Annotated in this window: 13 protein-coding genes and 3 pseudogenes; 15 read left to right on the plus strand and 1 reads right to left on the minus strand. The window is 58.1% G+C overall.

What is annotated here, in order from left to right; translation table 11 throughout:
* Nucleotides 1-20 precede the first annotated feature (20 nt).
* From pglZ to FDQ92_RS16225, 3 genes and pseudogenes are all read left to right on the plus strand, one after another.
* On the plus strand, nt 21-2108 hold the full coding sequence (gene pglZ / locus FDQ92_RS08015) for a BREX-3 system phosphatase PglZ (protein WP_137425761.1): 2088 nt from the start codon (nt 21-23) through the stop codon (nt 2106-2108).
* A 146-nt stretch (nt 2109-2254) separates the two neighbouring features.
* The gene (locus tag FDQ92_RS08020; RefSeq protein ID WP_211341211.1) at nt 2255-2866 is read left to right on the plus strand and encodes a hypothetical protein; all 612 of its coding nucleotides are present in this window, start codon (nt 2255-2257) and stop codon (nt 2864-2866) included.
* Nucleotides 2863-2916: pseudogene (locus FDQ92_RS16225) on the plus strand (hypothetical protein); the annotation flags it as partial. The gene FDQ92_RS08020 and the pseudogene FDQ92_RS16225, both read left to right, overlap by 4 nt.
* A gap of 36 nt (nt 2917-2952) precedes the next feature.
* Here the strand turns inward: FDQ92_RS16225 and FDQ92_RS16230 are convergent.
* Nucleotides 2953-3219, minus strand: a pseudogene (locus FDQ92_RS16230) (transposase); the annotation flags it as partial.
* 211 nt (nt 3220-3430) lie between these two features.
* On the opposite strand from FDQ92_RS16230, the gene FDQ92_RS16235 reads away from it, so the two are divergent.
* The 12 genes and pseudogenes from FDQ92_RS16235 (at nt 3431) to FDQ92_RS16240 (ending at nt 15083) form a co-directional block, all read left to right on the plus strand.
* The gene (locus tag FDQ92_RS16235) at nt 3431-3796 is read left to right on the plus strand and encodes a hypothetical protein (RefSeq protein WP_137424087.1); all 366 of its coding nucleotides are present in this window, start codon (nt 3431-3433) and stop codon (nt 3794-3796) included.
* Entirely contained in the window at nt 3793-4842 is a 1050-nt protein-coding gene (locus tag FDQ92_RS08035) for a virulence RhuM family protein (protein ID WP_137424088.1), read from the plus strand. Before FDQ92_RS16235 ends, FDQ92_RS08035 begins: the two co-directional genes overlap by 4 nt.
* 55 nt (nt 4843-4897) lie before the next feature.
* The gene (locus tag FDQ92_RS08040; RefSeq protein WP_211341212.1) at nt 4898-5941 is read left to right on the plus strand and encodes an ADP-ribosylglycohydrolase family protein; all 1044 of its coding nucleotides are present in this window, start codon (nt 4898-4900) and stop codon (nt 5939-5941) included.
* Complete coding sequence (locus tag FDQ92_RS08045) at nt 5938-6804, plus strand: HNH endonuclease (protein ID WP_137424089.1); 867 nt, start codon at nt 5938-5940, stop codon at nt 6802-6804. The genes FDQ92_RS08040 and FDQ92_RS08045 overlap by 4 nt, the downstream gene beginning before the upstream one ends.
* Nucleotides 6805-7393: 589 nt before the next feature.
* The gene (locus FDQ92_RS08050) at nt 7394-8674 is read left to right on the plus strand and encodes a hemolysin family protein (RefSeq protein WP_137424090.1); all 1281 of its coding nucleotides are present in this window, start codon (nt 7394-7396) and stop codon (nt 8672-8674) included.
* A 268-nt stretch (nt 8675-8942) separates the two neighbouring features.
* A pseudogene (locus FDQ92_RS08055) lies at nt 8943-9416 on the plus strand (DUF6079 family protein); the annotation flags it as partial.
* A 23-nt stretch (nt 9417-9439) separates the two neighbouring features.
* Entirely contained in the window at nt 9440-11236 is a 1797-nt protein-coding gene (locus FDQ92_RS08060; protein ID WP_137424091.1) for a GmrSD restriction endonuclease domain-containing protein, read from the plus strand.
* Nucleotides 11237-11329: 93 nt separating this feature from the next.
* Nucleotides 11330-12139: a restriction endonuclease subunit S gene (locus FDQ92_RS08065; RefSeq protein WP_137424092.1), complete on the plus strand. Its 810-nt coding sequence runs from the start codon at nt 11330-11332 to the stop codon at nt 12137-12139.
* Nucleotides 12120-13157 carry a virulence RhuM family protein/type II toxin-antitoxin system death-on-curing family toxin gene (locus tag FDQ92_RS08070; RefSeq protein ID WP_137424093.1) on the plus strand — a complete coding sequence of 346 codons (1038 nt, stop codon included), beginning with the start codon at nt 12120-12122 and terminating at the stop codon, nt 13155-13157. The genes FDQ92_RS08065 and FDQ92_RS08070 overlap by 20 nt, the downstream gene beginning before the upstream one ends.
* A 44-nt stretch (nt 13158-13201) precedes the next feature.
* On the plus strand, nt 13202-13420 hold the full coding sequence (locus FDQ92_RS08075) for a hypothetical protein (RefSeq protein WP_137424094.1): 219 nt from the start codon (nt 13202-13204) through the stop codon (nt 13418-13420).
* A gap of 56 nt (nt 13421-13476) precedes the next feature.
* Nucleotides 13477-14517, plus strand: a complete 1041-nt coding sequence (locus FDQ92_RS08080; protein ID WP_137424095.1) for a DUF4236 domain-containing protein — start codon at nt 13477-13479, stop codon at nt 14515-14517.
* 134 nt (nt 14518-14651) lie between these two features.
* Nucleotides 14652-15083, plus strand: coding sequence for a helix-turn-helix domain-containing protein (locus FDQ92_RS16240; RefSeq protein ID WP_211341214.1), 432 nt, complete (start codon nt 14652-14654; stop codon nt 15081-15083).
* Nucleotides 15084-15304 lie beyond the last annotated feature (221 nt).

The following is a 15304-nucleotide window of genomic DNA, read 5'->3' on the forward strand; positions in this document are numbered from 1 at the left end:
ACAGATCCACACCGATGAGGATGGGTGAGAGCCAATCTGGGTCCATCTGTGTCGATCCGTGGTTCAATTCTTGGCGCGCTGAGATCCTGAAGGAGTTTACCGCCGGCGTATCCCGGCTTACCCTGGTCGCGGACCCGGACGGCCTGCTCCTTGAAGAGGGTGTCCTCGAGGGGATCCGGGAACGGGGCTTTGAGCTGATCCCGTTCGAGGATCATGTCGCCTTTCGTTATGCCTACGAATCCAAGTTCCGCTCCCGTTGGGACCGTGGCGAGGAAACCGATCTGGTGGTCGTGCTGCGATCGGCTTCACACGATCTTGATGCCTTGCCCTACGACCTGCTTCAGGCTGGCCGTAAGCTCTCGTTCTCCTTAAGCGATCTCTTTCCGAATCTCAGCTATCCCGTGGTCGCGACGCTCGACCGGGCTGATCTCGACGCCTTGTTCGATGCGCAATTGAGGCACGCGCCGGGGCAGCTCGGCGACAACGCCACCAAAGATTTCGTTCTTCGTTATGTGTTCGAGATCGCGCCGGAACTCATCAAAGAGCCTAAGGATCTGCTGCGGGTGTTGCTGCGCCGCCATTACCGCGGCGGGCGGATTCCGGCTATCCTCGATGAGCGCTTTATCCAGGTGCTTCGTCAAAACGGCCTATTCGAGGGTTGGCCTTTAGAGACCATCATTCCGGACGCGCAAGCATTCTTTGCGTTCTTGCAGGAGCGCTGGCCGGTGTTCCTGGATTCGCTCGCAAAGCCGAAAGACGATGTTCTCCACCAGGACGCGGCGGACTACGACTTCGAATTTCTAGGACCGACGCTTTTGCCTTTCGACCACCACGATGTACGCATTTACATCGACAATCTTTTCCTCGAGGGCTTGCTCCAGCCGGTTCCTCACGAGCAATCGCAAGCGCTCGCCAAGACCTGGGTGGCCTACGGCATCAAAGTCTCCTCCGCGGACAAGCGTCGCCGCCGCATCGAGGGGCTGCTGGATTCCATCGAGAAGGCTCTCCCCACGGTGGAGGCGCGTTATGGAGAGTGGTTCCATTTCGCTTACCGGTGGGCGAAACTGAAAGTGCTGAGTGCTGAGGACTGGGTGTTGAGTGAGGACGGGAGGGATTGGCGAGAACGAATCGAGGCGCTTACCCGGCAGGTGGATGCGCGCTACCTTGAATGGGTCACTCGTCATTATGCAAGTCTCATCAACCTACCGGCCACGAATCCAGTCATGCTTCACCATCTGCCCCGGTTCTTTGCGCACTCAACGCTCAGCACTCAACGCTCAAAGCTTGCCTTTCTACTGGTTGACGGAATGTCATTTGATCAGTGGCTTGTTTTGCAAGAAGTGCTTACCGAGCAACTCCCTACGCTTCGGTTCCGTGAAACGGCGGTTTTCGCCTGGATTCCCACGATCACCTCGGTTTGCCGGCAGGCCGCCTTTGCCGGCAGGCCGCCGATCTACTTCCCGGCGAGTATCCATACCACAGACAAGGAGCCGAGCCTTTGGACCCAGTTCTGGGTCGATCAGGGGCTGACGCAGCGTGAGGTGGCTTACACCAAGGGGCTGGGCGACGGGGACCTGGACGAGGTCTCCGAGCTACTCAGCCGCCCCAGGCTGCGTGTCCTCGGACTGGTCATTGACAAGGTCGACCGGATCATGCACGGCATGGAGCTGGGTTCGGCGGGCATGCACAACCAGGTTCGGCAATGGGCCAGGCAGGGATTTATGCGGGACCTTCTCAGCCTGCTTCATGATCGCCATTTCCAGGTCTACCTTGCCTCGGACCACGGCAACATCGAGGCGAGAGGCGTGGGACGGCCTGCCGAAGGGGCGGTTGCGGACCTGCGCGGCGAGCGCGTCCGTGTCTACTCCGATCCCAGGCTCAGGGCTCAAATTAAGGAGCGATTTCCGGAGTCCATGGAGTGGCCTTCGGTGGGCCTTCCAGAGGACTACCTCGCCCTCATCGCGCCACCCCGGGCTGCTTTCGTGCGGGCGGGTGAAACCCTCGTCGGTCATGGAGGCATTAGTGTCGAGGAACTGCTCGTCCCTCTTGTACAGATTGATAGGAAGGGCCGATGGGTTTGCCGAGACATCGACGACATAACCAGATAGGGCTTGACCGCCTCGTTCGCCTCAAGTGGCTGGAGCGGACCGCGTATCTCTTCTTGGCAGGGAACGATGCGCCTGCCGTAAAGGCAGCACTACAAGAGGATCTGGAGGGAGCATTCCGTTCCAAGAATACGAAGATACGCGGCTCGATGGACAAGACGATCACCATCCTAATGAAGATCTGGGTCCGCCCGCCGCGTGACCTCCATCCCCTCCAGCGGGAAGGTCTCAAGCTTCTCTCACGCCTGCCGCGGGAGGACCATATCGCCATCCACTGGAGCATGGCCATGGCGGTCTATCCGTTCTGGGGGGCTGTCGCGGCCCATGTGGGGCGACTGCTCAGGCTTCAGGGAACCGCGGCAGCCAGCCAGGTACAGCGCCGTGTACGGGAGCAATATGGGGAAAAAGATACAATATCACGTCGAGTCCGGTATGTGTTGCGGAGCTTTGTCGATTGGGAGGTCCTGAAGGAAACATCGGAAAAAGGCATCTATACCGCTGGGCTTTCCCTCACCATAGATCAGGTGGAACTTATCGCCTGGTTGGCCGAGGCCTTCCTGCATGCTCACCCTAACGGTTCGGTAGATCTGAGAACGGTTCTCGATTCCACGAGCCTGTTTCCGTTCCACCTGAGCAAGATTTCCGCGGCTCATCTGGTTGCGCTCTCCGGCCGGCTCGATGTGCTGCGACACGGCCTTGACCAGGATTTGATCATGCTCCGCACGGAAAACCTGCCAGCGGCGAAGGGAGGCGGATCATGAGCTTCCGCTTCTGGAGACGCATCAGGATCGCACCGGGTGTGACTCTGAACCTGAGCAAGTCGGCCGGCTCGCTCTCGTTCGGGCCGCTGGAGGCTCTGGTCCACGCAGAAGGCCAACATCATGAGGGTGACGAAGACGGCGCTAAGGTGTTTTTGGCCCAGGCCGTAGTTGTGTTCGAGGTGGTAGCCCTGGTTCTTCAAGGTGTTGAAGGTTTCGTTTTCGATGCGCCGGCGCGCCCGGCCGATCCGCATCAAGGTAACGGCGTTTTCCAGGCGGATGAGGATGTCCGTGACCCAGGAAAACCGCAGAAGCCCCTTGGGGGTCACCTGCCAGTACTCGAGGAGGTTCAAAAGAAAACATGGCGAAGGCGCTCATGGCCGCATCCGCAAAGGAGATCTGCGGCCTGCCTTTGCGGGGATCGGGGATCTTTTCGAACTCACGGCGCACCGCTCTCACCAGGGCCTCTGCATTCAGATGCTTGCGAAGTCGGATCTTGGAGGAAGGAGCGTTTTTGCCGGGCTTCATGGCAAGGTAGCCCAGCAGAGACGCGGGCGGCTGTCCAGCATGAAACAGCAAAATAGTCGAAAAAATTCACCTCCGAAACCCCCTTCGGAGCCCGAAATCACCTCCTGGGTTCGCGAAAACCAAATCCTTCAAGGCCCGGTTTTCAAGGCTTTACAGGGGCTCCGGAAATTGCTAACCGAACTCCATGGCCGCAAGTTCACCTCCCACGCCTTCGAAGCTGTCATCTGGCATAACAATATTAAAGAAAACTCTCGTCTATGCTGGATATCTGAAGAGGGAGTTTTGACCAAATATTCACGTGAGGTCATTGCGATGATTCGCCGGTTATCCAAGAAGCAGGTTGATGACGCTATCTCGGCCTATAAAGAGCACATGCGGGCAAGGTCACGGAGGAAAAAGGTATGACCATCCTTCCGGCCAACCCTACCCGTTCCGAGATCCTCATCTACCAGACTGAGGACGGCCGCACGCGCATTCAGGTTCGGATGGAAGATGAAACGGTATGGCTGACGCAGGCGGATATGGCGCAGCTTTTTCAGACCACTTCGCAGAACATCACCCTTCACCTCAAAAATATCTATCAGGAAGGGGAGTTGGACGAGTCGGCAACCTGTAAGGATTTCTTACAAGTTCAAAGCGAAGGGGGAAGGCAGGTTCAGCGCAGCCGGAAATTCTACAACCTGGATGCCGTCATCTCCGTGGGTTACCGGATCAAGAGCCATGTGGCCACCCGCTTCCGACAGTGGGCTACCCAGCGGCTGCGGGAGTACATTGTTAAAGGCTTCACGCTGGACGACGAGCGGCTCAAGCAGGCCGGGGGAGGCAACTATTTCGATGAACTCTTGGCCCGCATCCGGGACATTCGCGCCTCGGAAAAGGTCTTCTGGCGCAAGGTGCTGGATATCTATGCCACAAGCATCGACTACGACCCCAGCACGGAAATGTCCCGCCGATTCTTTCAGATCGTCCAAAACAAGATGCACTGGGCCGCCCACGGCCACACGGCCGCCGAGATCATCGCCGCCAGGGCCGACGCCGAGAAGCCGCACATGGGGTTGACCTCCTGGACAGGGGCCAAACCCACCCAGGCCGACAGTGAGATCGCCAAGAATTACCTGACCATAGAGGAGTTGGATACCCTCAACCGAATCGTGACCATCTATTTGGACTTCGCCGAACTGCAAGCCCTCAACCGTAAACCCATGTATATGAAAGACTGGATCGCCAAGCTGGACGAGTTCCTGAAGGTCAGCGAAAGGGACATCCTTACCCATGCGGGGAAGATCAGCCATGAGGCGGCCATTGAAAAGGCACGGATGGAATATGAAAAATTCCGAAAGCGGTCATTGGAAGAACCTTCGCCGGTGGAGCGCCACTTTATTGAAGCAGTGAAGGAAGTGAAAAAACTGGAACAAAAGAAACCACGGAACACACGGAAAACACGGAAATAAGGATAGATTACTTTTCTGTGTGTTCCGTGTGTTCCGTGGTTAAAAAGAGGTATCTATGCTGACTGCTCTACGAATCGGAAATTTCAAGGCCTTTGCAGAAACGCAGCGGATTCCCGTGCGTCCTTTGACGCTGATCTATGGTGCGAACAGTTCCGGAAAATCGAGCGCCCTGCACAGCATGATTCACGCCCGTCATACGCAGGAGACGGGCGATCTGGATGTTCATCGCACCAACGTGGGCGGCGAGTCGGTGGACCTGGGTGGGTTCCGCCAGTATGTTCACAGGCGAGAGTCCAATCGCCGGGTCGAGTGGGCCATGGAGCTGGATACGAGTTCATTCACGGACAGGCTTGCGGAACTCTTCGCCCCCGTTAAGCAGGTTGCGATGCTCCTCAACCTGGGCATCGGCCTGGACGATCAGGACCACCCGCTACCGGAGTCAATGCCTGAAATTCACACCTATGAACTTCTCGCCGATGGTCAGAGCCTTCTCCGGATGAGTCGCCGCAGAGACAGTAAGCTTCAGCTCGACCGCTTGGATCACGAACATCCTGTATTTCGGGAAGTTATCAAGGCGATGGTCCTGCTTTTTACAACGACCGAAACGATTCACCCAGAGGACTTTGAGGGCCTTGATGAGGCGATTGCCCACGCCATCCGCCAAGGGTGCGATAGTCGAGATCTGTACGAGCAGAGTGTGACCTGGGCGGAAGACATGAAGGTGGATGGGAGCCTCCTGGAAGTGGTTCGAGGTCCCGCCGAATCACCGCCAGCGGATTATGTCCGCCACCAGGGCTGGGTACTGACGGCATTCCGCAACGCCCTGTGGCAGCTTCTGCATGCCACGAATCTGGAGGAAGCCGTTGTGGACACCGTCATGCGCGGGGGAGACACCGACACCAACGCCGCCATCTGTGGCGCGATTCTGGGTGCCGTGCATGGCCGGGACGCCGTCCCCCACCAATGGGTCGACTCCCTGCTCAATTGCCGCCCCGCAGCGGGACAACCGAATGTACATCGTCCTCGTCCGGAGTGCTTCTGGCCGGTGGATGCGTTGGAACTGGCGGAGCGACTTCTCAAATCAGGAGAGGCGCGATGAGCTTCTCAAAAGATGTCGTCGATTTGGCCCTTGTCGCTGCAGGACGCTGCTGTTGCATCTGCCACAAGTTCTGTGGCGTCAGGATCGAGACGCATCACATTCGGCCTGTTTCAAAAGGGGGAGACAAAAGCTTCGAGAACTGCATTCCCCTCTGTTTTGATTGCCACGCGGAGGTTGAACACTACAACGATCAGCATCCAAGAGGACGCAAGTTTTCCGAGAGCGAACTCCGGAAGCATCGTGACACATGGTTCTCGAAAGTCGAAGAGATGAATACGCTCACGCCGCTTCCCCACGATGCACCCCAGGTCATTCAGGCGGTTTCAGGAAAGGGCAACATGGTTGCCGGACGGGACTTGAACATCCGCACCGAGCGAGTGGTTGGCAAGGCGGTTGTCCAGACCGATCCGGGTGGCAAGCACATTTCAAACACGACAGCCCGCAAAATTCAGGACCTGGTGAAGGATTATATCGATATCCACACGACGGCGGGCAAAGACACGCAGCGAGCCGCGCAACGGATTTGGAGCAGCCTGAGAAACGAATTCAACGTGACCAGCTACAAGGAGATTCCCGCCCAGGATTCCGACCGCGCGATTCAATGGCTTCAGGCCCAGATCGCGATGGCAAGACCCAAAATCCGCAGGAGGGCCCCTGATAAATGGAAGGAGAGTCTATACAAGCCGATCTACGCACGCGCGGGCGAGCTTGGGATTTCCAAAGACGACCTCTATCTGCTGGCGCAAGAGCGATTGGCCCTCAAGAAACCGATCCGATCCATGAAGGAACTGACGCAGCGCGATCTTCAGCGGCTTCACCATGTTATGATCTATGAAGTCAAGAAGTCCGGGAGCAAGCCATGAAATCTAGTGGTTGTCAGGCAGAGGGATGAAATCCGGGTCAACACCACTTCGGGTCTGCCGGAACAGCGTGCTCTTTGCTAACTCGTTGAATGATAAGCGCTTTCGGATTGACATCCGAGTGGAGAACGGTTACGAAGAAAGTTGCGCACGGGGAGCCGAAATAAAATCCACGAACCTTGCAAGGTTTGTGTTTAACAATAGACACAGGGGAAGCAGGAGACGCTATGCGTCCTTTTTCTGCTGATTTGTCGGAGGGTTATACATTATTTGGATACCGATGACAATTCTTCGATTGGAAAGCGGGAATCTGCCGCGCGGTTGAAACCGTGCGGGTTGCACTTGTTTACCGCAATTACTCCTTCCAAATTCTCCCATTCTTCATTTTTCGAACAGCCTTGTATAACAGCCTGGTTGCATCTGTGCTGCCAAAATACCCGCATCGTAAGATATGCCGAAGCTGAGGATGGCGCAGACCGGCCATGGGTTGATTTCTTGCCTGCAGAGCGGTCCGCACGCGTGCGGTCTTTCCTGAACGAAATCGGAACCCAACAGACCGGCACTGCCTCTTCGAACATTAGAAGGGGCTGGCATGCTTTATCTTGAACTCCTAATCGTTTTGTTCCTTACGTTGATGAACGGCGTTCTCGCCATGTCCGAGCTGGCCGTCATTTCATCGCGAAAAAGCCGCCTCGAGCATCTGGCCAACCAGGGCAGCCGTGGTGCGCGCGCCGCTCTTCGCCTGATTGACGACCCCAGCCGGTTCCTTTCTACGGTTCAGATCGGCATTACGCTGGTCGGCATCATCGCCGGGGCATTCAGCGGTGCAACATTGGGCCAGCGACTCGGAGCTTGGCTGAACGCGTTTCCGCTGATTTCACCCTACGGCGGTTCTGTCGGCATAGGTATCACGGTTGTCGGCATAACTTATCTGTCGTTGGTCATCGGAGAACTCGTTCCGAAGCGGATAGCGTTGACTCAGCCTGAACGGGTCGCCTGCTTGGTGGCCGGACCGATGCGCGGACTTTCCTTGGTTGCGGCTCCGGCTGTATGGGTACTGCATATCTCAACCGAGAGGGTCTTGCGCCTTTTGGGTTTGGCTGGAGCCCGCGAGACAACCGTCACCGAAGACGAGGTCAAGTCGCTGATTGCCGAGGGAACGCAAGCGGGCATTTTTGTTCCCCAGGAACAGAAAATGATCGAAGGCGTTCTCCGCCTGGCGGATCGTCCCGTACGGCTAATCATGACACCGCGCATACAGATCGTTTGGGTGGACGTCAAATCCGACAAGAACACGATTATCGAAATGGTGCGGTCCCATCGTTTTTCTCGGCTGCTGGTTTGCGACGGAACGGTGGACCATCCCGTCGGCGTTATCCATACCAAAAACCTTCTGCCTGAAGCCCTTGGCTGTGAAGACGTCACTCTATCCGAGTTGGTCACCCCGATATTATACGTCCCGGACCGCACAACGGTCCTTAAGCTTCTGAATCGTTTCAAGAAGGAAAAAGTGCACCTGGCCGTTGTGGTGGATGAATACGGTACCACTGAAGGTCTGGTGACACTCACTGACGTGTTCGAGGCCATCGCCGGGGATCTTCCGGAACGAGGAGAAGATGATGGACCCGAGATTGTGCAAAGGGACGACGGGTCGTGGCTGGCGGACGGGACGGTTCCCACCGACGAAATCGAAACCTTAACCGGCATCTATATGGGAGAAAACGTGGAGACGCTGGCGGGTTTCGTGCTGGATCATCTGGGACGCATACCCAAAGCCGGTGCAAGCTTTAACCACGGGAACGCACGCTTTGAGGTCGTCGATATGGACGGTAACCGCATCGACAAGGTGCTTATCGCAGTCGACCGCAAATAGTGATAGAGGGTCGGCTGATGCATGCCGGGGCGTTGTGACGGTGGAGGACGCCTTGGTCCGCGGCCGCATCTTCGAGACATCCTCCGGAATCCCGGTCCTGCAGGTCCCGGAGGAGGACATCCTCGCCGTCGGGACCACCAATCCACTCGCCGATGTGGCCACACAAGCGCACGTGACGGCCCGCATGTCCAATCCCGAGCCAACCCCCGACCGGCTTTCGAAGAAGGGCACAGGCGCGCCCGAAGGGGGCGAGCTAGGGATGGCGAGCATCAAATACGGAGACTTGATCCAATTCGAGCCCATCGAGTCCGTGGTCCAGCTACGGGACGCCGACGAGGCCGCCGCTGCCCGACAGCTTGTCCAGACCTATGTCATCTCCGAGGAGATGGCCGAGAAGCTGATCAATCTGGTTGTTCCTCAGCTTCAGTTCGACCGGCCCATGGACAACAAAGGGCTGCTGGTCGTGGGCAACTACGGCACCGGTAAACCGCACCTCATGTCCGTGATCTCCGCCCTGGCTGAAAACGGCGATCTCGCAACGCATCTGAACGACAAGAGCGTGGCCGGCGCCGCAGGCAAGATCAGCGGGCGCTTCAAGGTGGTCCGGACCGAGATCGGCGCGACCACCATGTCCCTGCGCGACATCCTCGTCGCCGAACTGGAGGAGCACCTGGCCGCGATGGGCGTGTCTTATTCCTTCCCGCCCGCAGACAAGGTGTTCAATAACAAACGTTCCTTCGAACCTCATCTTGGAGGGCGCACGCGATGAAGGATGCTCAGAAGCCCGACCATGTTAGCCTGACCACGCTGGTCCACTGGCTCGGCGAGGGTCGCTTCGTCATTCCCGATTTCCAGCGCGAGTTCGAGTGGAAGCCATGGGACATCCGCGAGCTCGTGCGGTCGATCTTCCTCGACTACTACATCGGCAGCCTGTTGCTATGGAAGGGAAAGCCCGAAAACTTCGCCGCGCTCGTTTGCGAGCCGATCTACGGCCACCACGGCAGCGGAGACCCAGTGCACATCGTCCTGGATGGGCAGCAGCGCCTCACGGCGATGCACTACGTATTCTTCGCGCCGGACAAGCCGCTACCGAACCGTTCCAATCGCTTCCTGTACTTCATCCGGGTCGACCGGTTCATGGAGGGAGCCTACGACGAGGCGTTCGAGTACGACTGGACCCGCAGTGGACTGAACCTGCTCGCGGACCCCGTTGCGCAGTACGAGCACCACATGTTCCCCCTGTCGGTGGTGGGCCAAGGCGGATGGGAACTGCCGAACTGGGTGCAGGGCTACGAAAAACACTGGCGCGAAAAGGAGCAGGCGGCGAGCAGCGCCGGCGACGTGGCGACGGCCGAGCGAGCGGGACTTCGCGCACGCGACGCCCACTCCTTTGGGCAGCACTTGAAGGGCATCACCGAGCAGTACCAGATCGCCTACATCGAGCTCGACCGTAACCTCGAGATCGACAAGGTGTGCTACATCTTCACCCAGATCAACAGCCGCGGGATCCGCCTCGACGTCTTCGACCTGGTGAACGCGCTCCTGAAGCCCAAGGATCTGCAACTGAAGCAGCTCTGGCGCGACGCTGCGCCGCGTCTCGACTTCGTCGAGACCGAGCGGATGAACGTTTACATCCTCCAAGTGATGTCTATTCTGTGCCAGGCCTACTGCTCGCCCAAATACCTTTACTACCTCCTGCCAGGCCAGGAAAAGAAGGTGCGTGAGCCGGACGGATCACTTCGCAAGGAGGTTTTGGTCCCTGACGTAGGCGACTTCGAGCGCCGCTGGAATGAGGCCGTAGAAGCGGTTGAGCGCGCCATCGCACTACTGCGCCATCCCCAAGAGTTCGGTGCCATCTCCTCCAATTACCTGCCCTATGTCTCGATCCTCCCGGCGTTCGCAGCGCTCCAGTCCACTCTGCGCGCGCTCCCCGCCGCACGCCAACTCGATGCGCAGCGTAAGCTTCGTCACTGGTACTGGGCTAGTGTGTTCACCAACCGTTACTCGGGGTCGGTGGAGTCCACAACCGCCCGCGACTATCTGGCCGTGAAAGCATGGTTCGAGAACGACGCCGCGAAGCCGGACCTCATCGCCGACTTCCGGGCTCGCTTCAGGACACTGGATTTCCGGCGGGAAACCAAGCGCGGCACCTCGGTCTACAACGGCATTTTCAACTTGCTCGTGCTGCGCGGTGCCCGCGACTGGATGACTGGCAACGTGCCCCAATACGGGGATCTCGATGACCACCACATCGTTCCCAAGAGCTGGGGGAAGGAGCACGGGCTTGGCACTCTCATCGACTGCATCCTGAACCGGACACCGCTCACCGCTGACACCAACCGCAAGGTCATCAACGACCGCCTGCCGAATGAGTATCTGCCGGAGCTTATCAGCGCGAACGGCGAAGTTAGAGTCCGGGCCACCCTTGAAACCCACTTCATCTCTCCGGCGGCCTTCGACATTTTGCTGCGCGTCCCCTTCACCAAGGAAGACTTCGAGGCTTTTCTCGCCGAACGCCAGAGCACACTTCAGGCCGCGATCGAGGATTTGCTGGTAAAGTAGCGCTTAGACCTCCCGCCACAGTCGTAGCGTGGACGAAATCACGCGCAAGGAGGGAGAGGCGGCGATCCTCTGGTTCGAGCAGGTGACCCAGCGATGATCCGCGGCCTCAAACCCTACCCCGCCTACAAGCCTTCCGGTGTGGAGTTGCTGGGCCAGGTGCCGGAGCATTGGGAGGTACGGCGGTTAAAACGAATCGCGCGGCTCAACCCTAGCAAGTCGGAAGTTCCGTTAGCAATGCGAGACGATCCCGCCGCATTCCTACGAATGGAACACGTTGGATCGGACGGGCGATTCGATGCATCGGAGGTGCGGCCCGTTTCGGACCTGTGGAACGGGTTTACCTTTTTTCGGCGCGGCGACGTTATCGTCGCGAAAATCACACCATGCTTTGAGAACGGGAAAGGCGCTTGTCTCCAGAATCTACCGACGAGCGTCGGGTTTGGTCCAACTGAGTTTCACGTAATCCGACCCTCGGCGGCGGTGACCTCATCTTACCTTTATCGCGTCACCACCCTTTCGCAGTTTCGCCAGCTTGGAGCCGACGAAATGACGGGTGCGGCAGGGCAACAACGTGTGCCGGCGGAGTTCATAGCCAACTTCCTGATACCCCTGCCACCCCTCCCCGAACAAACCGCCCTCGTCGAGTACCTTGACGCCGAGACGGCCAAGATCGACACTGCTGTCTTCGCCTCCCGCCGTGAAATCGACCTCCTGCGCGAATACCGCCAGCGGCTCATCGCCGATGTGGTCACCGGCAAGCTGGATGTGCGCGAGGTCGCGGCACAGTTGCCGGAGGAGCCAGCGGATGAAGAAGAGCCTCTGGGCACTGAAGATACTGAAGCGACGGCCGATGAGGAAACGGATAACAATGAGGAAACCGCGGATGAAGAAGAAGGTCGCTAAGCCACCAAGATGCGTAAGAGGGCCCGCGGCCTCTTATTGTCAGCCTGGCGGCGAGATTGTACTGTACCAAGCCGCCGACGGCCGGGTTCAACTCGAAGTGCGGCTTGAGCGCGAGACCATCTGGCTGAGCCTCAATCAGATGGCTGCCTTGTTCGACCGGGATAAGTCCGTGATTTCTCGGCACTTGCGCAACATTTATCGAGAAGGCGAGCTCGATCGGGGGGCAACTGTTGCATTTTTTGCAACAGTTCAGCAGGAGGGCGGTCGGACGGTGAGCCGTCAGGTGGAGTACTACAACCTCGACGCGATTATCGCGGTGGGCTATCGGGTCAACTCCAAGCGCGGCACCCAGTTTCGCATCTGGGCCACCGGGGTTCTGCACGATCACATTTTGAAGGGCTACACGGTCAATGCGCAACGGTTGGCCGCACTCCAGCAGACCATTCGCTTGATCTCCAATGTGGTTGATCAAAGCTCGCTGGGCGGCGACGAGGCTGCAGCGATGCTGCGGGTCCTGCGGGATTATGCTGATGCCTTGAACGTGCTGGATGCTTATGACCACGGCAAGGTGCCCGAACCTGAAAAGGCCTCAAAGAAAGCGGAACCAATAAGCTTGGAAGAAGCGCGGCGGGTGGTTGCGGCCTTGCGGGAACATTTCGGGGGAAGCGGCTTTTTTGGAAGGGAAAAAGACGACAGCCTCGACAGCTCGATCGCGGCCATCTTCCAAACGGTAGATGGGCATGAGCTTTACCCCAGTATTGAGGAAAAGGCGGCACACCTACTTTATTTTGTGGTGAAAAATCACCCCTTTTTAGACGGCTACAAGCGGATTGGTGCGGCCTATGACCGCGACTATTGCGTTGACCTGGTGGAACTTTCGGCGTTTCTGCACGCTACCCAGCCCGAGGTGGCCGAGGCGCTTGATCTGGATCACGACAGCCCCATCCGGAGGAAGTTTGACCTTGTTCCCAAGCTCCAGCTTGGGAACACAACTGTGCAGAAGCTCCAGCTTCGGTGAGGCCGTTCCAAAGCCAGAGCTTGGGAACGAGGGGAAAAATCTTCGTGTGCATCAACAGCAAAGGCACACCCCTCAACCAGGCCGATTTCATCCTGACCTTGATGTCGGTCTTCTGGGACGAGGAGTTGCGGCAAATGTACGCATGCCACGCGTTACCGGACGGGTGGCACGGAATGGATTACGCCACGTTCTTGGAAGAGCGTCGAAAACGAATCGCTCAGGTGATCCGAAGTGGATTCGAGAAATTGAAAGTAGAATCGTAAAGATCACGACCGCAATGCGATTTGCAAGAAAATGACGCATTAAGGAGAGGTAACAAATGGCCTTCCGGTTCTGGAGACGCATCAGGATTGCACCGGGTGTGACTCTGAACCTGAGTAAGTCGGGCGGGTCACTCTCGTTCGGGCCGCGCGGAGCGAAGTTCACCATCGGTCCGAGGGGCAAACGGGCCACGGTGGGCATTCCGGGAACAGGCCTTTTCTACACGACCACGCTTCCGAACGGGAGGTCCAGCGGTAGGAGAAGCGCGTCCTACTCCGCTCCGGCCGTCCCAACGGTCCGCCCGGAAGACCGGCTTACGCTGGGTTTCTTCAAGCGGCTTATCACCCCGGACGACGAGGAGGCCCTGGTGGATGGATGCCTGGAGTTGGTCCTCGGCAACGAAACCAAGGCCCTCGAACACCTCGAGAAGGCTCTACATCTCGCCGACGGCGCGTACCTTGCCGGTTTTGTGGCCCTCAAGCAGGAGCGGCTGGAAAAAGCTGCGACGTACCTGGCGACCGCCGCCGAGAAGCACAGCCGCCTGGGCCGCTACTTCTCCAAGTACGGCATCTCCGCGCGCCTAAGCCTGCCCATCACAGACGAGGTATTCGCACACGTGGGCCCGGATCTCCGCGGTGTGCTGTTGGGCCTGGTGGAGGTCTACGAGCGCCAGAAGCGCTGGAAGGATGCGATTGCCTGCCTGGAGAGGCTGCATCAGCTCGAACCCGACGACGTGCTGGTGAAGGTGTCGCTGGCGGAGCTGCTGCTCACCGCCCGCCCGGGCAACGAAAAGCTCTTGCAGAGGATCGTGCGGTTGACCCAAGGCATCGAGAACGAGACACCGGTCCACACCGCGTTGCTGCTCTACAAGGCCAGGGCACTGCGCGGGCTCGGGCTCCTGATTGCTGCGCGGGATACCCTGACGGGTGCCCTGCGCCGGAAGAAGGGCCGGTCCGAGGAACTGCTCCGGGCGCTCCGGTACGAACGGGCCCTGGTCTACGAGGCCCTCGGGAAGCCGAGGCGGGCTAGAGCCGAGTTCGAGAAGCTCTACGCCGAGGATCCCGACTACGAAGACGTAGCGGCCCGGTTGGGGCTGTAGCGGAAATCCGAATCAGCGCCGTTTCCGCCCCTTCGGGAATGTGCCGCTCTTTGGAAAGATGTTGCGTATCAATGGCTTAGCTGATATGAATTCTGTGGGATCCAGATTTCCCCGACTTTTCAAGGAGAGCGCCATTGAATGCCCAGACCGATATCCCTCGGCTTGTCCGTGAGCTGCGGGAACGGACGGGTCTGACCCAGGAAAAGTCTGCCGCCACGCTTGGCGTCACCTTTCCCACCATCAACCGCGGGGAAAACAGCCGCGCCCGGCCGTCGCCCCTTGCCAGGGAAAAATTGAGGCGCTGGTACGCGACATGGGAGAGAGGGGCAGCGATCTACTTGCTGAACTCCTCGGCGATGAACCGGTGTAACAAGGATAAGGTATGGCAACAAAACGTAGGTGGGTGCAGATCTTTTGCTTCTTGTTCCCAAGCTCCAGATTGGGAACACAACTGTGCAGAAGCTCCAGCTTCGGTGAGGCCGTTCCCAAGCTGGAGCTTGGGAACGGGGGGAAAAATTCTATTTCCCCTCCCCTTGTGGGAGGGGATTAAGGGGAGGGGGACGTAACTGATTGACATACATTAGTTTTTTCACCCTCACCCCAAACCCTCCCCCTACTCCCCTCCCCTCGTGGGAGGGGATTAAGGGGAGGGGGGAGAGGGGGATTTTTTGACCTTCGTTATCGTTTTTGCTTAAGGTCTCCATTTTAGAACGCTACCAAAAGATTATGACAGCTGGCATGCTCAACATACCGGAATCGCTTTAGTAATTGGTTATTTTGATATAAA

Origin of the sequence: Desulfoglaeba alkanexedens ALDC (genome assembly GCF_005377625.1) — a bacterium.
Classification (GTDB): Bacteria; Desulfobacterota; Syntrophobacteria; order Syntrophobacterales; family DSM-9756; genus Desulfoglaeba; species Desulfoglaeba alkanexedens.